The 24927-nt window shown below is 44.0% G+C and carries 18 protein-coding genes and 1 pseudogene; 14 read left to right on the top strand and 5 right to left on the bottom strand.

The window, feature by feature from the left end; translation table 11 throughout:
* Positions 1 to 380 precede the first annotated feature (380 nt).
* The 11 genes and pseudogenes from R7D93_RS02340 to R7D93_RS02290 all read left to right on the top strand — a co-directional run bounded on the left by R7D93_RS02340 (position 381) and on the right by R7D93_RS02290 (position 14095).
* Positions 381 to 1790, top strand: a complete 1410-nt coding sequence (locus R7D93_RS02340; protein ID WP_005375092.1) for an aminotransferase class V-fold PLP-dependent enzyme — start codon at positions 381 to 383, stop codon at positions 1788 to 1790.
* A 62-nt stretch (positions 1791 to 1852) separates the two neighbouring features.
* Positions 1853 to 2785 (top strand): transporter substrate-binding domain-containing protein, encoded by a 933-nt coding sequence (locus R7D93_RS02335; protein WP_005375093.1) that lies wholly within the window; start codon positions 1853 to 1855, stop codon positions 2783 to 2785.
* Positions 2782 to 5112 carry a putative bifunctional diguanylate cyclase/phosphodiesterase gene (locus tag R7D93_RS02330; protein WP_136976842.1) on the top strand — a complete coding sequence of 777 codons (2331 nt, stop codon included), beginning with the start codon at positions 2782 to 2784 and terminating at the stop codon, positions 5110 to 5112. Before R7D93_RS02335 ends, R7D93_RS02330 begins: the two co-directional genes overlap by 4 nt.
* A gap of 212 nt (positions 5113 to 5324) precedes the next feature.
* The gene (locus R7D93_RS02325; RefSeq protein ID WP_213867880.1) at positions 5325 to 6518 is read left to right on the top strand and encodes a glycine C-acetyltransferase; all 1194 of its coding nucleotides are present in this window, start codon (positions 5325 to 5327) and stop codon (positions 6516 to 6518) included.
* Between the two features lie 44 nt (positions 6519 to 6562).
* Positions 6563 to 7594 (top strand): L-threonine 3-dehydrogenase, encoded by a 1032-nt coding sequence (gene tdh / locus R7D93_RS02320; RefSeq protein WP_005432271.1) that lies wholly within the window; start codon positions 6563 to 6565, stop codon positions 7592 to 7594.
* A gap of 389 nt (positions 7595 to 7983) precedes the next feature.
* Entirely contained in the window at positions 7984 to 8529 is a 546-nt protein-coding gene (locus tag R7D93_RS02315) for a spore coat U domain-containing protein (RefSeq protein WP_005375099.1), read from the top strand.
* A gap of 39 nt (positions 8530 to 8568) precedes the next feature.
* The gene (locus tag R7D93_RS02310; RefSeq protein ID WP_263856369.1) at positions 8569 to 9066 is read left to right on the top strand and encodes a spore coat U domain-containing protein; all 498 of its coding nucleotides are present in this window, start codon (positions 8569 to 8571) and stop codon (positions 9064 to 9066) included.
* Between the two features lie 20 nt (positions 9067 to 9086).
* Positions 9087 to 9842 (top strand): molecular chaperone, encoded by a 756-nt coding sequence (locus R7D93_RS02305; RefSeq protein ID WP_025768578.1) that lies wholly within the window; start codon positions 9087 to 9089, stop codon positions 9840 to 9842.
* A gap of 17 nt (positions 9843 to 9859) precedes the next feature.
* Positions 9860 to 12269, top strand: a pseudogene (locus R7D93_RS02300) (fimbria/pilus outer membrane usher protein).
* A complete protein-coding gene (locus R7D93_RS02295) occupies positions 12266 to 13234 on the top strand; it encodes a spore coat U domain-containing protein (RefSeq protein WP_005383975.1) in 969 nt (322 codons plus the stop codon). The pseudogene R7D93_RS02300 and the gene R7D93_RS02295 overlap by 4 nt, the downstream one beginning before the upstream one ends.
* Before the next feature lie 141 nt (positions 13235 to 13375).
* Positions 13376 to 14095 carry a carbonic anhydrase gene (locus R7D93_RS02290; protein ID WP_005375106.1) on the top strand — a complete coding sequence of 240 codons (720 nt, stop codon included), beginning with the start codon at positions 13376 to 13378 and terminating at the stop codon, positions 14093 to 14095.
* A 72-nt stretch (positions 14096 to 14167) separates the two neighbouring features.
* Here the strand turns inward: R7D93_RS02290 and R7D93_RS02285 are convergent, their stop codons facing one another.
* A complete protein-coding gene (locus tag R7D93_RS02285) occupies positions 14168 to 15271 on the bottom strand; it encodes a mechanosensitive ion channel family protein (RefSeq protein WP_005375107.1) in 1104 nt (367 codons plus the stop codon).
* A 300-nt stretch (positions 15272 to 15571) separates the two neighbouring features.
* Between R7D93_RS02285 and R7D93_RS02280 the strand changes: the two genes are divergently transcribed.
* Positions 15572 to 15919, top strand: coding sequence for a helix-turn-helix domain-containing protein (locus R7D93_RS02280; RefSeq protein WP_005375109.1), 348 nt, complete (start codon positions 15572 to 15574; stop codon positions 15917 to 15919).
* 90 nt (positions 15920 to 16009) lie between these two features.
* Here R7D93_RS02280 and lldD read toward each other — a convergent pair whose 3' ends face one another.
* A complete protein-coding gene (gene lldD / locus R7D93_RS02275; RefSeq protein ID WP_005383962.1) occupies positions 16010 to 17149 on the bottom strand; it encodes an FMN-dependent L-lactate dehydrogenase LldD in 1140 nt (379 codons plus the stop codon).
* A 315-nt stretch (positions 17150 to 17464) separates the two neighbouring features.
* Positions 17465 to 19156, bottom strand: coding sequence for an L-lactate permease (locus R7D93_RS02270; protein ID WP_033906714.1), 1692 nt, complete (start codon positions 19154 to 19156; stop codon positions 17465 to 17467).
* A gap of 162 nt (positions 19157 to 19318) precedes the next feature.
* Here R7D93_RS02270 and R7D93_RS02265 point away from each other — a divergent pair, with 162 nt between their 5' ends.
* A complete protein-coding gene (locus R7D93_RS02265) occupies positions 19319 to 20218 on the top strand; it encodes a LysR family transcriptional regulator (RefSeq protein ID WP_005375112.1) in 900 nt (299 codons plus the stop codon).
* 120 nt (positions 20219 to 20338) lie between these two features.
* The gene (locus tag R7D93_RS02260) at positions 20339 to 22372 is read left to right on the top strand and encodes a prolyl oligopeptidase family serine peptidase (RefSeq protein ID WP_151515314.1); all 2034 of its coding nucleotides are present in this window, start codon (positions 20339 to 20341) and stop codon (positions 22370 to 22372) included.
* A 242-nt stretch (positions 22373 to 22614) separates the two neighbouring features.
* Here R7D93_RS02260 and R7D93_RS02255 read toward each other — a convergent pair whose 3' ends face one another.
* Positions 22615 to 24246, bottom strand: coding sequence for an ABC transporter ATP-binding protein (locus tag R7D93_RS02255; RefSeq protein ID WP_053350042.1), 1632 nt, complete (start codon positions 24244 to 24246; stop codon positions 22615 to 22617).
* A gap of 85 nt (positions 24247 to 24331) precedes the next feature.
* On the bottom strand, positions 24332 to 24829 hold the full coding sequence (locus tag R7D93_RS02250) for a hypothetical protein (RefSeq protein WP_005375116.1): 498 nt from the start codon (positions 24827 to 24829) through the stop codon (positions 24332 to 24334).
* Positions 24830 to 24927: the final 98 nt, after the last annotated feature.

Genomic DNA, 24927 nt, shown 5'->3' with positions numbered 1-24927 from the left:
TAACATGTTGAGATCGTTAAGATATAAAAAGAATAGACGCCAATCTTAAAATAGCCTGAATATTTTTAAATTAACGCAAAGTTAAATTTTTAATGACTTTATAACAAAGCTCATAATTGTTTTATAAAGAATTTGGTGGAATTGTCCGCAATAAAGAATAATCAAATTAACGAATATATTAATGTGAACATTGTTGTTTATAGATTTGTGGTCAAACTGTTGCTTATATCATCAAATAAGATAAAAAATTGGAACTAAAGTCACTTAATGGCAGAGGAAAAAATTAAACTCTGGTTGTAATGGGTAATAATGTTTTAGTAACAGATAGTTACGCACTTAAAATTAATAATATGGCTAATTTCCGACAAGGATTGAAAAAGATGAAAGACAAGGAATCTATTCAGACTAATAGCAGCCGCCGTAATTTTCTGAAAGGCGCAACAGGAGCTGTTGTTGCTGGTGTGAGTGCTTCCGCTTTCTCAGGCGTAGCTCAAGCACGAGAACAGAAAATTGATTGGAGCAGCCGCGGGCTAGGTAGAAAACACGATAAGCGCTTCTGGCGTAAAGTGCGAAGACAGTTCGTTTTGGACAAACGAACCACTTACATGAACATTGGTACAACAGGTTCAATGCCAAAACATGTTCTTGAAGATTACGAGCATAACAACAAGCTGGTGGCTAAATATCCTTGGGATATGAAAGGCAAATTTGGCTCTTGGCCTTATGTTTCAGAGATGGTTAAAGACGTCGCACCAGGTTTTGGTGCTAACCCAGAAGAGATCATTCTCAGCCGCAACACTACTGATGGCTTATGCTCGATCATTAATGGCTTACACTTTGAACCAGGTGATGTGATTCTAACGACACACCATGAACATATTGCTGCAACATCACCTATGAACGTAGCGAAACATCGTTTTGGTGTGGATGTGGTAGAAATTCAACTACCAGTATTTACTGGTACCGAAAACGTTTCTGAGCAAGATTACATTCAAGCGTTCCGAGACGCGCTTGATGCGAATCAAAACGTTCGCCTAATTGTTTTCTCTCATATCACATACAAAACAGGAACCGCGCTACCAGCAAAAGCCATTTGTGCTTTAGCAAAAGAGTATGGTGTACCTACTCTTGTTGATGGCGCGCATACGGTCGGTATGTTTGACCTTGATTTCCACGATATGGATTGTGATTTCTATGCAGGATCTGGTCATAAGTGGCAGTGTGGTCCGGGCGCGACGGGTATTCTGTATGTTCGTGATAACGGTAACCGGTTGAATGAGTATTGGAGTGACCGAGAGAACCCGTTATGGTTGATCAACTCCTCACTTTCTCATGCTGATTACCTGGGTAAACAGCTGCAAATGCAATACATTGGTAACGATAACTATCCTGCGAAACAAGCACTAGTTGATAGTTGCAAAATGTGGGATGAGATTGGTCGAGACCGTATCGAAGAGCGAGTTGTAAGCCTTGGTAGTTTATGTAAAACCTTGCTTCAAGAGTACTTACCACAAGCCAAAATGTATTCACCAAACGTGGAAGGCTTAACCAGTGGCTTAACGACGGTTAACCCGTTCTCCGATGTAACTAATGAAGAGATACTGACGGAATTCCGAGATCGTTTACGTGAAGAGTATGGTTACATCATCCGTACGACTAGCTTTAAGCTGCATAAGGATGATGACTTTGATACTTACGCGCTGCGTATCTCTACGCATTTGTTCCATGACGAACAAGATGTGGAAGGGCTCGTAGTGGCGATGACGAATTTGTATTACTCGTCGTTCTAACATCGTTGTTTATCACTCAAGCGCCCATTATTGGGCGCTTTGTGAAAGGTAAGGATATTATTATGTCAGTCATAACATTCAAAAGAACTTTAGCGACGGTGGCGCTCATGGTTACCTCTGTTGCGTCGTCTGCCGCTTGGTCAGACGATTTACAACAAATCCGTGAACGCGGTGTACTGCGTCACATTGGTGTCCCGTACGCTAACTTTGTCTCCTATATTGAACAAGGTGAAGTGGAAACTTTGACTGGCTTGGATGTAGAGATAATAAAAGGTTTTGCCAAGTCGTTAGGTGTTCAGTACCAGTATGTTCCAGCACAGTGGAGCGACGTGGTTGGTAAGTTGACAGGGCAAAATGTGCAATATCACAACAAGCAGGCTGTTGTCGGAGAAAGTGTTCCAATTGAAGGCGATTTGATCGCAAATGGCGTTACTATTCTTGATTGGCGCTCTGAGGTTGTCGATTTTTCACAAGATTATTTTCCTTCAGGTGTATGGTTGGTTTCCAGATCCGACTCTAGTCTGAGCCCGATTAAACCAAGTGGGTCGGTCGATGAAGATGTTAAAAACGTCAAGCAGCTGATCGATGGTCGCGAAGTGTTAGCTTTAGAACATTCTTGCTTGGATCCTAACCTTTATGACTTATATGACACAGGTGCAAAAGTTATATTACCTGATGGGGCGCGTCTCCTTAATGAGATGGTTCCAGCGATAATGAAAAATGATGCGGAAAGCACATTATTAGATGTTGCGGATACGCTAATTGCCCTCGAAAAATGGCCGGGTGAAATAAAAGTCATTGGCCCTATATCTGAAAATCAAAAAATGGCTGTTGCATTCCGTAAAAATTCCCCTGAATTACGCAAAGCATTTGATCGTTATTTAGACTCGATAAAAAAAGACGGTTCATACGAAAAACTAGTAAAAAAATACTATCCATCTATTTACTACTTTTATAACGATTACTTTATAGAAGATAAAAAGAAAGTCCGATGAATAAGGCCGTTAAAAAATTTTCCAGTAAAAGATTTATTACAATAAGCGCAATATTAGTTTCAATTTACTTAGCTATGCTTATTACTGTGACTAGCGTAGGTCAAAATAAATTAAAAGAATCTCAATACAGAGAACTAGATTTAAAAGTAAAAAGTTATGCAAGCACACTCGATAATTTATTTACCATAGCGAGTGAAGATGTTGATAATTTAGCTACAGATAAAACAATACAAACATTCTTTGGTAATTTAGCTTCTGGCATGTCAATGGAGTATGGGTTAGGTGCAAGTTTAATTAATTTAAAGCGTCGCTTCGATGAGAAGATAGACAGTAAGCTAATTAATAGCAGCCAAATCTATAAGAAGCTCACGCTGGTAGGCAGTGATGGAGTCACCATTGTCACCACTGGATCTGAAAACCTTGCCGAGCACAAAATGGACATACAAACCTTAATGACTCAACACGGGCATCCCGAAGAGGTTTGTGCGACGCGATACAATGATGACGTTCGCATTCAAGTCATTAAGCAAGTTAAGTTCTCCGGAAAGCCTGTTGCCTTTTTAATTGCCGATCTTAATAAGAATATTGTTATTGACCAACTTACTAACCAAGAACACGAAGATAGTTATAGCCGAATGGTGCTAAAAATAAAAGACGTGGAAATGGTTGTATGGGATACCATAAATAAAACACCTTCTCACAATAAGGATGAGAATTATTTCGTTTCTGAGGCTGTAGACGGAAAAATTTACTTTGAAGTGCCTGTGGATAAACATCACTTCAAATTGATGGCGTGGTTCGAGCCTTTGAGTGAACGAGATATATTTACATCACGGCTCTTTATTATTGGTTTGAGTATTCTCGCCGTTATGATCGTCATTGCTTTATGTTATGCATTCATCACGAACAATAATAGGATTGAATTGAAAATTAAGCTTGAGGAAGAAAAAAAGCGTAAAGATATTCTTTCTAAACAGAATAAAAAATTAACGAACGAAATTGAACGTCGAAAAGCGTCTGAAAAAGAACTCGCCTTCCAAGCTAAATATGACACGTTAACCAATTTACCTAATCGTAGTTATGGTTCCGAGCGATTGGCTTTGGAGTTAATTAGGGCATCGCGTAGTGGGTCTAAAGTTTTGGTGATGTTCATCGACTTAGACCACTTTAAGCAGATTAACGATTCAATGGGACACTTTGTTGGGGATGAAATCCTTAAACTCAGTGCTCAGCGACTGTATCAAGTCGCGAGAAAAACAGACTTATTGGCGAGAATTGGTGGGGATGAGTTTTTACTCGTCATCCCTGATTTGCCTGATAATGATACTGCAAAGCGAGTTGCTTCAAGTGTACTTTCGGCGTTTAACGATCCGTTTGTTTGGAACAACCATGAATTCTTCTTGAGTAGCAGCGTCGGAATGTCTGTGTTCCCGGATGACGGAGACAACGCTGAGCAGCTTCTTGCATGTGCAGATATGGCAATGTATCGGGCGAAACAAGATGGGCGTGATGGCTTTTGTTTTTATAACCATAATATGAACCAAGATTTGCAACGCTATTTGGATCTGGAAAATCGTCTGAGAAGTGCGATCTCCAATCAGTTGTTAGAGCTGTATTATCAGCCAATTATTGAGCTGAGTAGTGGTAAAATCGTAGGGGCAGAAGCGCTAATGCGTTGGAATGATGACAAGTACGGATTCGTAAACCCTGAAGAGTTTATCTCTATTGCAGAGAAAAATGGTTTAATTCATCAAATTGGTGAGTTTGCTATTCAACAAGCGTGTCGACAAGCGGCACAATGGCAGAGTCTGACTCCGTTGTTTGTTTCTGTAAACTTTTCTAGTGTTCAATTTAGGTACTGCGAGCGCTTACTTACGTTTATTAAACACAGCCTTGAGGAGTCTGGTCTTCCGTCAGATAAGTTCGATATTGAAGTGACAGAAAGTCTCCTCTTCAATCACGATTCTGAGCTATTAGACATGCTTAATAACTTACGAGCGTTAGGCACCAAACTTACTATTGATGATTTTGGTACTGGTTATTCTGCGCTGAGTTACTTGCAGAAGTTTCCGTTCGACCGCTTAAAAATTGATCGTAGCTTTATGCAAAATATGTTCGAGAACGACTCAGACCGCGAGCTTGTCAACGTAATCATAGCAATGGCGAAAGCGCTGGATCTTAAGATCGTCGCAGAAGGCATCGAAGAACAGCGTCATGTGGATTACCTGAAAAACCTAAACTGTGAGTTCGGACAAGGTTTCCACTATAGCCGACCATTACCTGCTAAGGACTTTGAAGCACTTTTGGCTAAGCCTACCTGGCTATAATTCCTTTTATAACAACCTCATAGAAAAGCATTAATTGAATTTGTGCCTAGGATTCATTAATGCTTTTCCACCTTAAGGTATAATCCTTCCTCCTTCCTTGAATTACACTACAATTAATTGATGAGTGATAGCCCGTGACGCCCGTCACATAAAGGCTAAGCCTAATTCTAAACGAGTAAATACTCGCCAAAATAACTAGGAAGGAATTTCAAATGTCTTCTGCATTCTACCAACAGATTCAGCAGCAAATCGAAGAAGTAAAGGCGGAAGGCCTTTACAAATCAGAGCGTGTCATTACGTCTCAACAGCAAGCGGCTGTTAAAATCTCTACTGGTGAAGAAGTACTAAACTTCTGTGCGAACAACTACCTTGGTCTTGCTAACCACCCGGCACTTATCGAAGCGGGTAAAGCAGGCATGGACGAGCACGGCTTTGGTATGGCTTCAGTACGTTTTATCTGTGGTACGCAAGACATCCACAAAGAGCTTGAGCAGAAGCTTTCTAAGTTCCTAGGTAAAGAAGATACGATTCTTTACACATCATGTTTCGACGCAAACGCGGGCCTATTTGAAACTATTCTAGGCAAAGAAGACGCTATCATCTCTGACGCTTTAAACCACGCGTCAATCATCGATGGTGTTCGTCTATGTAAAGCAATGCGTTTCCGCTACTCAAACAACAACATGGAAGAGCTAGAGCAACAACTGATCGCTGCGAAAGAAGCAGGTGCTCGCCACATTCTTATCGTAACGGACGGTGTGTTCTCAATGGACGGCGTAGTAGCAAACCTTCCGGCTATCTGTGACCTAGCAGAGAAGTACGGCGCGTTGACGATGGTTGATGACTCTCATGCTGTTGGCTTCATGGGCGAAACAGGTGCAGGTACGCACGAGCACCACAACGTAGTTGACCGTATCGACATCATCACTGGTACGCTAGGCAAAGCAATGGGCGGCGCTTCAGGCGGTTACACATCTGGTAAAGCGGAAGTGATTGACTGGCTACGTCAGCGTTCTCGTCCATACCTATTCTCTAACTCTGTTGCACCAGCAATCGTAAGCGCTTCTATCCGCGTTCTAGATCTACTAGAAGAGAGCGGTGACCTACGTGATCGTCTATGGGAAAACGCAGCACACTTCCGTACTCGTATGGAAGATGCTGGTTTCACAATGGGTGGTGCTGACCACGCAATCATTCCTATCATGCTTGGTGACGCAAAAGTAGCAGCAGAATTTGCAGAGCGTGCGCTGGAGAAAGGCATCTACGTAATCGGCTTCTCATTCCCTGTAGTACCAAAAGGTCAAGCACGTATCCGTACTCAAATGTCTGCGGCGCACTCTCGCGAGCAACTAGACCGTGCAATCGACGCGTTCATCCAAGTTGGTAAGGACATGGGTCTTATTTAAGATTCTAGGCCTTAGACAATAGGGCCTTTAATTAAGGTTACATTATGAAAATTAAAGCATTATCAAAGCTAAAGCCTGAACAAGGCATCTGGATGACTGAGGTTGATAAACCAGAAGTTGGCCATAACGACATTCTGATCAAAATTAAAAAAACCGCTATCTGTGGTACAGACGTACACATCTACAACTGGGACGAATGGTCACAAAAAACCATTCCAGTGCCTATGGTTGTTGGTCACGAATACGTGGGTGAAGTAGTCGCGATTGGTCAGGAAGTTCGTGGCTTTGAAATCGGTGACCGCGTATCTGGCGAAGGTCACATCACGTGTGGTCACTGTCGTAACTGTCGTGGCGGCCGTACTCACCTATGTCGCAACACGATTGGTGTGGGCGTTAACCGTGAAGGTGCATTCGCTGAATACCTAGTGATCCCAGCGTTCAACGCGTTCAAGATCCCTGAAGGCATCTCTGACGATCTAGCGTCTATCTTTGACCCGTTTGGTAACGCAGTACACACAGCACTTTCTTTCGACCTAGTAGGCGAAGACGTGCTTATCACAGGTGCTGGCCCAATCGGTATCATGGCAGCGGCAGTAGCAAAGCACGTTGGTGCTCGCCACGTAGTGATCACAGACGTGAACGAATACCGTCTAGAACTTGCTCGTAAGATGGGTGTAACACGCGCAGTAAACGTGGCTGAAGAGAAGCTAGAAGACGTAATGGCTGAGCTAGGCATGACAGAAGGCTTCGACGTTGGTCTAGAAATGTCTGGTAACCCAGCAGCATTCAACTCAATGCTAACCACAATGAACCACGGTGGTCGCATTGCACTACTAGGTATTCCACCGTCAGACATGGGTATCGACTGGAACCAAGTTATCTTCAAAGGCTTGGTGATCAAAGGTATCTACGGTCGCGAAATGTTCGAAACTTGGTACAAGATGGCTTCACTGATCCAATCTGGTCTGGATCTATCGCCAATCATCACGCACCACTACAAGATTGATGACTTCCAAGAAGGCTTCGATGTAATGCGCAGCGGTATGTCAGGCAAAGTTATTCTTGATTGGGAATAACTTATTCAAGTAAGAAATGCGCTCCTTTTTGGGGCGCATTTTTGTTTCATGAAGATTCTTGTTTCGGGAAGAAATGGTCGCCAATCTTTTCTAAACTTCTCGTGTCGTTCTGCTACTTTTTTTAGATTTTTTCCACTCAACTTCACCCTACCTTCTAACTCATTGTCGATTTTATATTTGGAACAAGATAATAACCATTTGTTTTTAGTGGTTATTTTTTAGCATTACATGCTTAAAAATCGTCATTTTTAAGTTTAATGTTTTTATTTGCTGTTCGTCTTTATCCTTATCCTGCTTCTTTTTATTGTTTTACATTTTATATGCATTTGGTTTGTCATAATTGAGCTATAACTAATAAAAAGGTTACCGATATACAGTGGAATGTAAAAATGGAGCTTTATATGAAAAGATTTTATCTGATGATGCCTCTGCTCTTAACCTCATTTAGTTGGCAAGCGAGTGGAGCGTCAGTGAGCGGTACGATTGATGTTTCAATTAACCTTGTACAAGGTTGTGTGATTAATGGAAATAATGCGGTAGATGCAGCTTCTGGCGTTGGCTTTGGCTCACTTGCCTTTGGAGACGTGCCTGCAATCTTTAGTGAACAAGATGGTGTGGTAAATGGTGGTAGTGCGACGGGTATTGAAGTGCTTTGTAGTAACGGTGTGACACCGACGTTTACATTGGGCACCGGATTGTATGATGCAAGTGCGACCGTTGGTACCTATGCGATGTCAAATGGCGCGCAATTTATTGATTATACGTTGTTTACCGACTCAGACCGAAGCACACAAATTATACAAGGCGGGACGGTAGCTCTGTCTGAATTTACTAGTGCAACATCGCAAACTATTGAGCTTTTTGCGAAAGCTTACGGTACGAGCAGCATTGCCGGTACATACTCCGATACCATCAGTGTGACGCTAAGCTGGTAAAACGTGACGCTGGTTGTTAGGAGCTTTTCACTTGTCGCGATGAGTTTGTGTTCTTTAACTGTGCTGGCTGATGCGACACAAACTTTTCAGGTGTCTGCCATCGTAGATACAGGTTGTTTGATTAACGGCTCAGTACAAGAAGAAAGCCCAACCCAAGCCGGGCAAATAGGTACGTTAGATTTTGGTGAGCATTCTTCAGTTTACGCGACGGAAGTACAAGGCAGCATCACTTACAGTTCATCACTCACATTAAGTTGTACTCCGGGTATTACGATGAATGTTTCCGTAAATGGCGGGATGAATGAATCGGATGGTGTACGTAAGCTAAAGCACAGTGAAGAAGCGACAACGGTAGATTACTTTTTGTTTCAGGATCTAAATTATACGCAGGTGCTTGATATTGACACGCAATATTCCGTCGATACCGACCAAGACCCAGATAATATTCAGTTTCCTATCTGGGCAAAGGCGACAATAAATGGGAATGAAGTGGCTGGAATTTATATGGATACGCTTACGCTGACATTAGAGTGGTAAGTGAACTTTGGAGGGGTGAAATGGAATTCATACTCAAAAAACTATTATTAATAACCTTCCTTTTTGTTTTTTTCTCAAATGCCAACGCTAACTCATTATTAATTTGGCCGATTTACCCCAAAATATCAGAGGAGAGTAATGCAACATCACTTTGGATGGTAAATAAAGGCAGTGTTGATTCTTATTTACAGGTGAGAATTTTTAAGTGGGAACAAAACGAAGGAGAAGATAGTTATTCAAGTCAAAGCCAGTTAATTGCAACTCCTCCGTTTGTCAAAATTGAACCAGGTGAAAAGCAGTTAATCCGCATCATCAACCAAGATGAGGCCTCTGCGGGTAAGGAGTATGCATACCGAGTGATCATAGATGAATTACCGCCAACTCAAAACCCTCAAACAGAATTGACGGAAAATGAACTCGCTGTCAAAGTCCGAATGCGTTACTCGATACCTTTGTTTATTTACGGGAAAGGGCTGACTGATACTCAAAAACCAAACCGTGACAGTGAATTATGGGGTGATTTACAGGCACAGTTTATTAAGAAAAATAATCAGCGTTTTGTTCACATTAAAAATTCAGGAAAACACCATGTTCGCTTAGTGAATTTACAGTTGAATCTACCAAATAAAGATCCTGTCGTTATTTCCGATGGACTAGCTGGCTATATTCTTCCTGAACAGTATAAGGTTTGGTCTATTCCCCATAGTAATGTCAGACCCTTGAGTTTGAGCGCGAATATTGGAGGTAAACGTTACCAAATACCATTGAAGCAATAATGAATAGATTTAATACAATGAATGCTTTCTTTTGGTTGGTATTACTTAGCGTAACGTGGAGCAGTATTGGTCTTTGTGCAAATTCAGCAAACCACTTCTCTGAGCTACCGAGTCCTGAAAATTTCTCATTAGAAAAGTTTGAGAATATTAGCCTCAATCTGGAGTTGGTGATCAATCAAAGAGCAACAGGGCTTGTTGCGAAAGTTGAGCGAGTTGGCGATCAGTTCTTTTTGCTCCGGGAGGACCTCATTTCAGTTGGGGTTACCGCCACGTCGTTGCCTGGAACTGAAGAGAGACTTGAGGTTACGTCTATCCCAGGAGTTAACGTGCGTTACTTGCAATCGTCATTGCAACTTACAATTGACGTACCGCCTAATTGGTTACCGATGCAGAGCTTATCAGCGCAGGATATGGGGCGATTTTCCCCGGCTCAGTTTGGGCGTGGTGGCCTGCTTAACTACAACGTATTTGGTGTGTACGAGAACGAAAGCCGACAAAAGGAGGTTTCTATAAATCATGAAGTCAGAGCCTTTTCTGAGTTTGGCGTTTTTTCTACTACCGGGATATTTAAATCTAACTTTCATCGCGATGTTCAGTCCCAGCAAAGCAGCCAGTACACTCGTTTTGATACGAGTTACGAGTACGTCAATCAAGAGAAGCGAATTCGTATGGAGGTAGGGGACTATATTGTTCGCCCTTTATCTTGGAGCCAACCAGTAAGACTGGCGGGTATTCAGTTGTCACATGATTTCTCTATGCGTCCGGATGTCGTGACGACGCCGTTACCTGCATTTTACGGTGAGGTCACTGCGCCCACTACGTTAGATTTGTTTATCAATGGCTTTAAAACTGACTCAATGAATGTTGGGCCCGGTCCTTTCATTATTAACGATATTCCAATGCTCTCTGGTGCTGGGGAAGCAACGGTAATTGCAACGGATGCTCAGGGTAAGCAAACGGTCATGACCAGCCCATTTTTTCTCTCTTCCGATCTACTCAAGACCGGATTTACATCTTACAGTGCGAGTATTGGTGCGATCAGAGAAAACTTCGGTAATGCATCTAACGACTATGGAGACGGTGGCGTGGTTACCGCTCTGCGTCATGGCATGACTGATTGGTTAACATTAGAAGCTCAAGCTGAAGCAAAAGATGACCTGATCGTTGCGGGGTTGGGCTTTGTCACCAATGCTTTCAACTTGGGTACGGTGGATGCCTCGTTTCGTGTGAGTAATTTTCAGGATCAATCTACCTCATATGCGCTAGGTTATAGTTATCAGTCTCGGTTGTTTAGCTTCGCTGCTCGAACTCAAGTAGAACAAGCCGACTTTTATACCTTATCTCATTTACCAAATTACGAAATGCTCGATGAAGGCAAGGACGCTTCACTCGCGTCGCGCCATCTATCACAAATCAATATGGGAGTGCGTTTGGGAGATTGGGGCTCACTTTCTGGTGGGTACTTTGATATTCAACAATCCGACTCAGATTCACGTACCCTAAATCTTACTTATAGCTACGCTCTGCCTTTTAATATCAATATGTCCCTTTCTTACAACCATAGTATTGGTGGTCAGAGTGTTACGCTGGCGCAATTCTCTCTACCTTTCAGTTCTTTGGGGGGAAGTTCGGGGTTAACGCTGAAAAGAGAGGATGATGGCGATGTTAGAGGGCGAGTGGGTTACAGCCGCCTTGCGCCAATACGAGGTGGGTGGGGCGTCAATTTAGCGCATGATATTAACGAACACCCAGAAAACCGTAAACAGGCCGATTTGACCTACCGTGCGTCATGGGCGCAGTTCAGAGCGGGGTTAAATGGCACCAGTGGCGACTATGATTATTTTGCGGAAATGGCAGGTTCGGTCTCTACGTTGGATGGAGAAATATTCCCGGCGAATGAAGTGTATGACAGCTTCGCTGTGGTGAGCACCAGTGGTTTTGAAGGTATTCCGGTTAAATATGAAAATCAAATTGTCGGAGTGACAGACGATGAAGGTTACTTACTTGTTCCTTGGGCTACGGCGTATTACACCGCCAAATATGAAATCGATCCACTTAATTTACCTGCCAATGCTGCGTTTTCTGCAACAGAGCAGTTTGCTTCGATACATTCGGGCTACGGCTACCTGTTAGAGTTCCCAATAGAGCTACAAATTGCACTGAGCATGACGGTGGTAGACGAAAATCATTTGTTCCTTCCGATTGGTACATATGGCCGCTCAGAAACGGGCTTAACAAGCCAAATTGGTTGGGATGGTTTTACGTACTTTGAAGGCGTTGACCCAGGCCGCTATATTCAGTTTTATCCTCAAGGACAGTCGCCATGTAAAGTGTTTATTGAGGGGTTGTATCAGCGTGACAGTCAAAAAAATACAAACATTGCCTGAGCAGGTTTGTATCAAAGCCGAAGAAGAGACCGCACTATGATTTTGCGCCGCTGGCTTGCTAGCCTACTTCTCTTTTTCTCGTGCTCGACAATGGCTTGTCAGCTCACGGCGGCAACACCTTTAATCTTGTTTGGCAATGTTTCTTCGTTTACTGTTTCAAGCTCTCAGCAGCAAAGCTCAGCTCAGCCTCATGCGGGGATTACGTGTGACTTTTCTACACTTGTGTCTTTGTTAAGTGGCGACTACGTATCAGCAACGTTTAACAGTATAAATAATGGTTTGCTATTAAATGAGGATGATCCGAGTTCGGAGCTCAGCTATCAGATTTTTGGCGATCCAGGTCTTTCACAAGAGTATGTATTCGGCCAAACTTACAATTTTTTTGAAATCGGGTTACTCGATTTACTCGGGTTGTTTGGCACTCAAGCTGAGTTTCCGCTTTATGCTCGGACGGGAGTGGGCAGTAATCTTTCCGCTGGGACTTATAAAGACCAAATCACCGTATCCTGGATTTGGGATTACTGTAAGGGTATCGGGGTTCTAGGGGTATGCATTGGCCGCGCCAATGGCAGCGCTCAAAGCGTGATTACGGTTGAGTTGGAAGTGACCCCTGATTGTATGATCACGGCGCCAGATATTGATTTTGGTTCGTCCCCATTAGTGGCCGGTTTTGAGCCAGTCAGTCAGGTTATATCGTTAACTTGTACCAAGAATAGTTCCTTCTCCATTGGCTTGAATGACGGCCTAAATGCGTCCGGCGGTCAGCGGCGAATGATTTCTAGTGGTCACTATTTGGAGTATGAAATCTATAAGTCATCATCGATGGATCGCTGGGGAGGAACCAGTTCTGAACGTCGTGAACACAGTGACGTCGATACTGGCGGCTCTATTCCTGATGGTATCACTCCACAGAATTATAATTATCGCGCGCAGATACTAACCAGCCAAACGACCCCTCCTGCAGGTACTTACACCGACTCAATAATCGTTGACGTTCAATTTTGAGCATCATGTCAATTACATCATTAGAGGCTTCTATTCCAAAAATCTTTTGTAATCATAGTTTTCACTCTGTCACTGCTTAATTTTGTGAGATTAGTATGGCTTTATTCTCACGGAATTTAACTTTCAGAAATAAGGAAAATGATGAAGAAGTCACTAACAACATTAGGTTTGGCACTGGTATTTACAGGAACAGCTTATGCAGCAAGCTGGGGCTACGAGGGAAACCATGGACCTGCTCATTGGGGTGAGTTTGCATCTGAGTGCGCAAAAGGTCAAAACCAGAGCCCAATCAACATTGAATCGGCGACCGAAGCGAAGCTAGAAAAATTGAATTTCGACTACGAAGGTAAGGCAATTTCACTGCTGAATAACGGTCACACTTTACAGACTGGTTTAGAAGGTAAAAACACACTCACCATTGATGGTAAAGAGTTTACGTTGAAACAGTTCCACTTCCATACGCCATCTGAAAACCATGTGGACGGTAAAGAATACCCTCTAGAAGCACACTTTGTGCATGCCGACAAAGTAGGTCATCTAGCTGTTGTCGCGGTGTTCTTTAAACTGGGTGACGCGAACCCAGATCTAGCTAAGATGCTAGCTAACATTCCAACTAAAGATCAAGATGTTACCATCAAGGTTCCATTTGATGCTGATGCCCTTATCCCAAGTGATAAAGACTACTACCGCTTTAACGGCTCACTAACGACACCGCCATGCTCTGAAGGTGTACGTTGGTTGGTGATGAAAGAAGCACAAACTATTTCTCCTGAGCAGATAAAATCTTTTTCGGAAGTAATGGGGAAAAACAATCGCCCAATCCAACCGCTGAATGCACGTATGGTGTTAACGCAACAATAACCACTTCATGCGAAGAAAAATAAAAAGCCCGCTTAAACACAGCGGGCTTGATTATTTGGGTATTGGTGAGAACTAGAAGCCGTGATCTTCTTGCTCTTCCGCTTTTACCATTTGTATAGGATCAAGCTTAAGCGTCTGAGTAGGGAACGCGATATCTGCATCGTGTTCTTTAATGATGTTGATTACCTTAAGCAGTATGTCCTGCTTAACCTCATGGTATCTCACCCAATTCACGGTTTTAGTAAAGGTATAGATAAAGAAGTGCAATGATGATGGACCGAATGTATCGAAGTTGACGATAAGTGTTTGGCGTGCATCAATGTCTTTGTGATTTTTCAGCATTTCTTTTACCGCGGTGATAATTTGCGGCATTTTTTCAGCATCGTCGTAACGAAGTCCAATTTTTTCGTAGATACGTCGGTTCAGCATGCGAGATGGGTTTTCTACGACAATGCTGCTAAACACTGAGTTTGGCACATACAGTGGACGCTTATCGAAAGTTCGGATAATGGTCATACGCCAGCCAATGCGTTCTACCGTCCCCTCTATTTGTCGGTCTGGAGAACGGATCCAATCGCCAACTTTAAATGGACGATCGAAGTAGATCATAAGACCTCCAAAAAAGTTAGACAGCAAATCCTTCGCCGCTAAACCGACGATCAAACCACCAACACCACCGAAGGTAAGTAGGCCCGATAGTGACAGACCAAATGCCTGCATTACGGTTAGAATTCCGACGGTAATAAAGAACAGGCGCGCGACCTTAGCTATCGCTTGTACTGTTGTTTCATCTCGGTTCTTTTGTTCGAGAACATGCTCTTCAACATTGGTAATGAGCCGCATAACGGTCCATACGAAGATGCTGATGATTAAAATCAGTTTCAGCGTACTTAACCAGTTTATTTTATCGTTGAGCTCGCTCTCTAATATGATGCCGATAGAGACGGTTGCAGGCCAACACCAAATGAGTGTACTGACTGGCGCTTTTAGCGCATCAAGCAACATGTCATCCCAGTGGAAGGGCGTTTTCTCTACGAGCGCAGCGAGGCGAGAGCGAATCAGCCGCCAAGCTATCCAAGCTATAAAGCTAGCGAGCGTAATGAAAAGGACGCTTCCACTCCAATTTTGATGAGACGTTTCAATGTAGCTTTGTAATTCGGTAAACCACTGTGGCATATGTAACTTATTTCTAGTGAACCATGGAAGGAAAGGTAGCAGATATTACTCCTTCACCCCAGTGATTTCCTTTAAATCATTTACTTATGTCTAAACCGCCGAGATGGACTTTTCCTTCCAATGACAAGAGAGTTACCTTTACGTTTTGCTGAGCGACCGCCTCATGCATGTTCAGAGGTACGCTACCAATGATTGAGGGTTGATATTTGGACGATCAATTATAACTTCTCTGACTTATCGCTAACATTTATCTTAAGTAAGTGTGAGAGTGTATTGACTCTTGAATTAGCGGAGGCAGATATGGAATTTACAGAGCTGGATCGAAACGCGCTCTACGACATCTGGATGTCACAAAAAGCCAAAATGCACATCACTCAAATGGAAATGGCGAAGCGCCTTGGTTTGAGTCTACACGAGTTTTCTGGCTTGTTACGTGGTAATTCTCCACTGACGCTAGGTTTTGTAAAACAGCTATGCGAGCAGCTACATGTACGTCCTGGTCAGGTGATTCCGTCTTTGACGGAGCGTGACCTATCTGCATCTGGTACCGTTTATTTACAAAATCGTGTGACGGTGGATGGCGATATCAGTAACGTGTTTATCGACGGAAACCAAGTCGTGATCGAGTACGTTCACCAAGTTAGCTAGCTTGCTCGTCAAATTATCGGGTTGAAGAGCAATAAAAAACGAGCCACTGTTGGCTCGTTTTTTCGTTTCTGTTTTGCTCGATTGCAAAGATTATGGGATTTTCACTAGCGAATCGCGTGAAAGATCCGCGATAGACTTAGCGCCAGTCAGCGTCATTGCTACACGCATTTCTTTATCGTACAGATCCAGTAGATTTTCAACGCCTGCTCCGCCTTGTGCTGCCAATGCGTACACAAATGAACGGCCAAGAAGCGTACAGTCTGCACCAAGTGCGAGCATACGAACGACATCAAGACCAGTACGAATACCAGAGTCTACGAAGATCTTAAGATCACCTTTTACCGCATCCGCAATGCTTGGCAGTGCTTTAGCACTTGAAAGTACGCCATCTAACTGACGGCCACCATGGTTAGATACCACAATGCCATCTGCGCCGAAACGTACCGCATCTTTCGCGTCTTCTTCATCTAGAATGCCTTTGATAACCATTGGGCCATCCCAAAAATCACGAATCCACTCAAGATCTTTCCAGGAGATAGAAGGGTCGAAGTTTGCGCCTAACCAGCCGATGTAATCTTCTAGCTTTGTTGGTTCGCCACGATAAGTTGAGATGTTACCTAAGTCGTGCGGTTTACCAAGTAGACCCACATCCAGCGCCCAGCTTGGGTGGCGCATCGCCTGGAATACACGACGCATGGCCGCGTTAGGGCCACTCATACCTGAGTGCATGTCACGGTAACGTGCGCCAGGAACTGGCATATCAACGGTAAACACCAGCGTTGTTACGCCTGCTGCTTTTGCACGCTCAAGTACGTTTTTCATAAAGCCACGATCTTTAAGCACGTAAAGCTGGAACCACATTGGACGTTCAATTGCAGGTGCGACTTCTTCAATCGGACAAACCGAAACAGTCGACATAGTAAATGGGATGCCTTTTTTCTCGGCTGCTTTTGCTGCTTGCACCTCGCCTCGGCGCGCGTACATACCAGTTAGACCAACAGGAGCTAGCGCGATTGGCATTGCCAGTTTCTCACCGAAGATCTCGGTTTCGAGGCTCAAATCTGTCATATCGCGTAGGACGCGTTGGCGAAGAGCGACATCACCTAAATCGTCAGTATTACGCTTCAGCGTGCGTTCGTCGTAAGAGCCGCCATCAATATAATGGAATAGAAACGGGGGAAGCTTGGCTTTCGCGGCAGCGCGGTAGTCAGTAGAAGCTGAGATAATCATAATGGTGTCCTAGCGGTTATTCTAAGCAAAGTTGTGGAGCAATTTGCTCTTTCGTTGAGCCTTCATCGCAAAGCAGTGAAGACATCAAAATGAGTATAGTTACCTATGGTTCACTTACGTTTGAATCGGTGATGTTGGTAACCCATTTACATAATTGGTTGAAAAATTTTATTAAATCACTCAATCAGTTATGCAAACTGGAAAGGGTGACACAGCTGTCGGGGGAATTGATGTAGCAAGCTAAATCAACATGTCGGGGTAGTAGTGCAGACAGCTGTGTCAAATTAGGCAGGGCTGTAAACCCTGCATTTCGCGTTACTTCATCAAGACATCTGTCATTTGGAAGCCATAAATCAGCACCAATCCAATAATGCCTGTCATTACAATGTAGTAGAACGTAGGGATAATCGTCTTACGCAATGTTGCGCCTTCACGACCAAGCAAACCTACCGTGGCTGATGCGGCAACAACGTTGTGAATCGCAATCATGTTACCTGCGGCAGCACCGACGGCCTGGAGTGATACAACAATCACACTCGAAATAGACAACGTTTGTGCCACTTCGAATTGGAACTGGCTGAACATCATATTTGATACCGTGTTTGAGCCAGCGATGAACGCACCCAGTGCACCAACGGTGGCACTCAGCGCTGGGAACGCAGAACCAACAAGGTCAGAGGCGAAGTTTGCGGTTGTGACGGGCATACTTGCTAGGTCAGCACCGTTGATGCCTGAGTTGATAAAGATACGAACCATCGGAATGGTAAATACCAAGACAAAACCGGCCCCAATCAGTGTTTTGCTTGACTCACCAAATGCTTCACGCAATGGCTTTACGCTGCCGCTTTGTAACATTGCAGCAAGTAGTGCGACAAACACCAGAATGCCACCAGGAAGGTATAACGGCTGAATCGCAGCGCTAACGCCAGTCTCACCAAGAATGTTGCTGAACGACAAACTTACGCTTTGTACAAAGCCTTTCAGTTCTGGGCTTACGCGGCTTGCGACGAGAATAACTGCCAGCATTACATATGGAACCCAAGCTTTTACGATGCTCATTGGCTTGCCCGGATTGTCGTTTAGATCGACTTTTAGCGAACCTAACCACTCTGCAGGCCATTTGTCTTCGCTTTCGAAATCCCACTTAGTCTTTGGTACTAAGAAGCCTTTTTTCGCTGCGGTAACAACGATAGACAGACCAACCAAACCACCGATAAGTGAAGGGAACTCTGCACCTAAGAAAACACCGGTTAACGCGTATGGAACGGTGAAAGAGATACCAGCGAATAACGCAAATGGTAGAATATCCAGACCTTCACTCCAGCTTCTGTTCTTACCGAAGAAACGTGTTAACATCATCGCCATTAATACTGGGATCATCGTACCTACGACTGCGTGAATGACAGCAACGTGCGCTGTGATATCTTGCAGGTACATTTCCCACGTTGCACCTTGTGCGGCCAACGACTCACTGATGTTATGGGTGTCTAAACCTTTGTTTACACCTACGATGATAGGCGTGCCTACCGCGCCGAATGAAACAGGCGTTGACTGAATCATCATGCCCATAAGGACAGCGGCTAGCGCAGGGAAGCCGATTGCAACCAGTAGTGGTGCAGCGATTGCTGCAGGGGTACCGAACCCAGATGCGCCCTCAATGAACGAGCCAAAGCACCAAGCAATGATGATGGCTTGCACACGGCGGTCAGCTGAAATATCGGTAAATCCATTACGGATAGTGGTGATCGCTCCAGTGTGTTTTAAAGTGTTGAGCAAGAAGATGGCACCAAACACGATCCATAGAACAGAGACAGTAATGCCTAGCCCTTGGAATACAGAAGCCAGTACGCGATTGGCTGACATATCCCAAAACATTAGGGCAATAGCGACGGTCAAACCGAACGCAACAGGCATGGCTTTTTTAGCAGGCCAGTTGAGACCAACCAATAAGATGGCGGCAACAACAATTGGCGAAAATGCCACTAGGGCAAGTAGGGTTTCACTCATTTGTACATCCTTCGTACGCTGACTTCTCGAACGGTGTCAATCCGCTGTAGAGGTGACTTTTTGTTGTAATGGTTTTGTTAATTTGGCGTGAATTTACTCCTTTATTTTTTGTTGATATAGGGAAATAATGAAAATAATTAATTCCAAAAGTGACATAATGGTATGAGAGCAGACGACTTAATTCTATTTTCTCAAGTAATCGAACTTGGCAGCTTTAGCAAGGTTGCAGAGGCAAATAACCTTACAAATTCGGTAGTTAGCAAAAGAATGGCGAGGTTGGAGGAAGAAATAGGGGCTCAGCTATTATATCGAACAACGCGCAAATTAACCTTGACCGAGGCAGGTAAGGTGTTACTCCACAGTGCTAAAAATGTGAAGCAGGCCACTCAGGAGGCTATGGATGCTGTTGCAGGCTTTGGAGAGAATGTGAGCGGTCATATAAAAATGTCCGTGCCGTGTATCTCTGGAGATTTGATACTTGCTGATGCTGTTGCCGAATTTTGTAACCTTCATCCGGGTCTGACCGTGGACATGTCATTGGATAACCGCTTTGTCGATTTAGTGGCTGATGGTTACGACTTAGTCATTCGAACTGGCTACCTAGCCGACTCCAGTTTGATCGCACGACATATTCTCGATTCCCAATGGGTGGTATGCGCGTCCCCTTCATATATCGCTAAAAATGGGAAACCGATCGAGCCGATTGATCTCACCACGCACAATTGTCTGCAATACGCTTACCAAACCACAGGTGCAACGGATTGGGAGTTTAAAGGAGAAGATGGCAATTACATCGTCAAAGTATCGGGCTGCTTTTCTACTGATAACGCGACCGCATTACGTAAAGCCGCTCTGGGCGGCCATGGTATTGCTTACGTCCCGCGCTGTTTGGTGTATCACGATATTCGTAATGGTCAACTGGTGGATATTTTTCCTGAATTAGTAGGTAAAAAGTTGGGTATCTACGCGGTGTATCCGTTTACTCGTCAACCACCGAACAAAGTAAAGTTGCTTATTGAGCACATTCGTGACCGGTACTTAACGATATCTCATTATTTCTAGGTTCTTCATAGATTTAAAACAATGTCGTTGAAATCAAAATTGGGTGCTCTAAGGTAATCACCGCAATAAAACGATTGAAGATAAACAACTTAATAAAAACAACGGAGTAACACGGACGTTATGCATTACCCAAAAACACGTAAAGATTCTGTCGTGGACACTTATTTTGGTCACGACATTACCGACCCTTATCGCTGGTTAGAAGATGATCGCAGTGAAGAAACCGCTCAATGGGTTTCGGGTCAAAATTCGGTCACCTTCGATTTCCTTGGTCAGATCCCGTACCGCCAACAAATCCGTGACTTAGTGGCGAAGAGTCAAAACTACGAAAAATATTCCCAGCCATTTGTACGTGGTGACTACACCTACTTCTACAAAAACGACGGCTTGCAAAACCAAAGCGTATTGTATCGACGTAAAGGCGAGGGAGAAGCCGAGGTTTTCCTTGATCCAAATACTTTCTCCGAAGAGGGCACGACCTCTCTTGGCGAAGTCAGCTTCTCTAAAGACTACCGTTTGGTCGCGTATTCCATCTCGGAAGGGGGCAGTGATTGGCGTAAGATCTTTGTCATTGATACGGAAACCAAAGAACAGTTAGAGCCTGAGATTGTTGATGCGAAGTTTACGTCGATTTCTTGGCTGGGCAGCAAAGGCTTCTATTACTCAAGCTACGATAAGCCGCAAGGCAGTGAGTTGTCTGCTCGAACTGAGCATCACAAGCTTTATTATCATGAACTTGGTACCCCTCAATCTGAAGATAAAGTGATTTTTGGTGAGTTGGATACGCAAGTTCATCGTTATGTGTCTGGTACGACGACGACAGATGATCGCTTCCTCATTATCTCTGGCGCAGAATCTACATCGGGTAATCGTCTGTTTTATATAGATTTACAGTCTGACTCCCAAGCAATTGTGACGCTGCGCGATACAACGCAAGGCGACACCTACTTAATTGATAGCCAAGACGCAACCTTGCTGCTTTACACCAACCTAGACGCGCCGAATGGCAAAGTTGTCAGCTACAACACTCAGACAGAACAATGGGCTGACGTGATTGCTGAACAAGAACAGCCGTTAGAAATCAGCAAAGGTGGCGGTTATCTGTTTGCGACTTATATGGTAGATGTGCTTTCTAAAGTGCAGCAGTTTAACTACCAAGGTGAGTGGATTCGAGATGTACAATTGCCGGGAGAAGGCACGGCTTATGGTCTGGCGGGTAAAAAAGAAGAAACCACACTTTATTACACATTCACTAACTACGTGACGCCTCCGACGATCTTCTCATTTGATGTCGAATCTGGTGGTTCGACGCTGTTTCAAGAATCAAAGGCACCGTTCGATCGTAATGAGTATGAATCAAAACAGGTGTTTTACACCTCAAAAGACGGCACGCAAGTTCCGATGATCATCTCATACAAGAAGGGCATTGCACTTGATGGTAGAGCACCAACCATGTTGTATGGTTACGGCGGTTTTAACATCAGCCTCACTCCAATGTTTTCTGGCAATGTAGCCAACTGGTTAGAGTTGGGTGGTATTTACGCTGTCGCCAACATGCGAGGCGGCGGTGAATACGGTAAAGCCTGGCACAACGCAGGCACTCAGCAGCAAAAGCAAAACGTGTTTGATGACTTTATTGCGGCGGCGGAATACCTGATTGAAAACGACTACACTAGCTCGGATCGCCTAGCGATTCGCGGTGGTTCTAATGGTGGTTTGTTAGTTGGAGCGTGTATGACGCAACGCCCTGAACTATTCAAAGTCGCGCTGCCTGCGGTTGGCGTGCTTGATATGCTGCGTTATCACACGTTTACTTCTGGAGAAGGCTGGAAGTATGACTATGGCACGTCGGAGCAAAGTGAAGCGATGTTCCAATACTTGCTTGGTTACTCTCCTGTTCACAATGTAAAAGAAGGCGTGCAATATCCTGCTACCTTGGTGACAACTGCTGATCACGACGACCGAGTTGTGCCAGCACATTCGTACAAATTTATTGCGGAGCTGCAAGACAAGCAGCAAGGCGCTAATCCAGTATTAATACGCATTGATGTCAATGCAGGTCATGGTGCAGGAATGCCGCTGAGTAAGCAAATTGACCTCACCACAGACGTGTATGCATTTACGTTACATAATATGGGTATTGAGTCGATTTAATGCCCTAGTTGTTCGAAGCTTCTGAGAATAAAAAAATGCCGCGACAGTGTCGCGGCATTTTTCATGGTTGGGGGAACTCAATTCATACTGTTTGCCAGTATTTGAGCCAGGTTGACTAAGTCTGACTCTTGAACCAACCAGTCTCGGCGGCCAAACCGAAAGGCAGCTACGCCATTCTTAAGACAAGATGAAATCATCACCTTTTCTTAATCCTAGTTTATGAATATGAAACTGTGATGAACCTAAGCTGCATTGTGCTGATTTTCACTGTTTTCAAGATCAAATGAGGCATCTATCAGTTTTTTCGTGTAGTCATTTTTAGGGTTTTGGAAAATATTTTCGGCTGTACCTTGTTCCATGACCTCGCCTTTTTGCATGACAAGAACACGATCAGAAAGGGCTTTGACGACTGATAGATCGTGGCTAATAAACAAGTAGCCAATGTTATGCTTTTTCTGCAAATCTTTCAGGAGATCAATCACAGTCAGTTGAACCGAGCGGTCTAATGCAGAGGTTGGCTCATCAAGCAGAATAAACGAAGGTTCAAGGATCAGTGCTCGCGCGATAGCAATACGCTGACGCTGGCCTCCTGAAAACTCGTGCGGATAACGGTTGATGGACGCGGGATCTAAGCGGACCTCACGGAGCACGTCGCGCGCTTTCTGCATACGTTCTTTTTTACTCAACATTGGTTGGTGGACAGTTAATCCTTCTGTGATGATCTCGCCGATAGTCATACGAGGAGAAAGCGAACCATAAGGGTCTTGGAATACCATCTGAACGTCTTTTTTCAGCTCAAAACGTTCTTTGTTTGTCAGCAAGGCCATATCTTGGCCTTTATATTCTATTTTGCCAGTTGAGGGCAGTAGACCTATCAAAGCTCGGCCGAGTGTAGACTTACCTGAACCGGACTCCCCAACGATCCCGAGGGTCTCTCCTTGTTTAAGCTCAAGAGAAATGCCTTTTACCGCTTCGAAGTACTCATTCTTGCTCGCAATAAAATGCGACTTTACCAAGAATTTGACTCGTATATCGTCGGCCTTTAAAAGCTGTGTAGCACTTTCGCTAATAGGCTCCTTACTGCCTTTAGGAATCGAGTTGATTAGCATACGTGTGTATTCGTGCTTTGGGTCCTCGAAGAGTGCTTGCGTTTCGCCTTCTTCGACGACTTCTCCTTTACACATCACAATGACACGGTCTGCAAAGTGTTTTACGACGCCTAAGTCATGAGTAATAAATAGGATTGCCATGCCCATCTGAGCCTGAATTTCTTTAATCAGGTGCAACACTTCTGCTTGAACCGTGACATCCAACGCTGTTGTAGGTTCGTCGGCGATCAAAATATCGGGCTCGTTAATCAGTGCCATCGCAATCATGATGCGTTGCAATTGACCACCAGAAAATTCGTGTGGGTACTTGTTGTACGCTTTTTCTGGGTTTGGCATATGAACCAATTCAAACAGCTCTAACACCTTTGCTTTTGCTGTTCGTCTGTCGACCGGGCGGTGACACATGATGGCCTCAGCGACTTGGATACCCACCCGCATGTACGGGTTTAGTGAGGTCATCGGCTCTTGAAAAATCATGCCAATGCGATCACCGCGAATACTTTGCATTTCACGCTCTGTTTTATCCAAGATGGAGCTACCCTCAAACATGATGGATGAGCTTTCATGCAAAATAGCGTTGTCTGGCAGTAGTTTCATCAGTGCATTGGTTGATACTGACTTGCCAGAGCCAGATTCGCCAACGATGGACAGCGTCTCGCCTGCTTTTAAATCGAAGCTAACATTCTTTACTGCATCGACGATCCCATCGTTTGTCGTAAAGCTGACTGATAGGTTGTTCACCGAAAGAATGGTTTTAGAAGACATCACAGATCCTTGTGGTTGATAAAGCAAATGATACTCAAGCAATGGACAGCATAAACCTAGCTGGCCTCAATGCTTGAGCTTTAGATTAATTATACAGGTGAGAAGGCGAAGATTTTGCCGAACTCATTGCTTGCAAATGTAAGAACTGCTCATGCGCGCGCGTTACGTGCTCGAGTTCTATCATCCATTGAGCATTACGTTGGGCAGAGCAAAATGCCGCCATGTGAGCTAACAAGTCTTCGCTCTGTTGACCAAGTAGGTGACCTACGCGCTCAATCAGTTCATGGCTCTCTAGCTGCAAAAATTGAAATAGCGCGTAAGTTTGATTGAGTATTGAGAACGCATCATGCTGTAAGCCGAGTTTGTTGAGAATCTCTGATTGCGTCACGCTGGCATCTCTAAGCCCCGTAATGAGACATACAAACTGGCAAGGTTTAGTTTGTGCATTTTCTAGCGCTAGATGAATGTGGTTGGGTAGATTGTTGAGCACGTCGTCATATAAACGATGAGCTTCTGGCCAATGGCCTTGTTCCATCAGTTGCTCCGCTTTTAAGTAGCGCATCCAGCATTGCTCAATATTCATATCCATCTCCACAACATTTGATTTGTTTAGATATTAAATGAAATTGATTATCAATTGCAAGTGCGTGTTAATATCACTTATGTGTTCATAAAATGTCC

Origin of the sequence: Vibrio sp. YT-15 (genome assembly GCF_033337445.1) — a bacterium.
Lineage (GTDB): Bacteria > Pseudomonadota > Gammaproteobacteria > Enterobacterales > Vibrionaceae > Vibrio > Vibrio alginolyticus.
The sequence above is the reverse complement of the archived record's forward strand: the minus strand, read 5'-3'. Positions and strand labels throughout refer to the sequence as shown.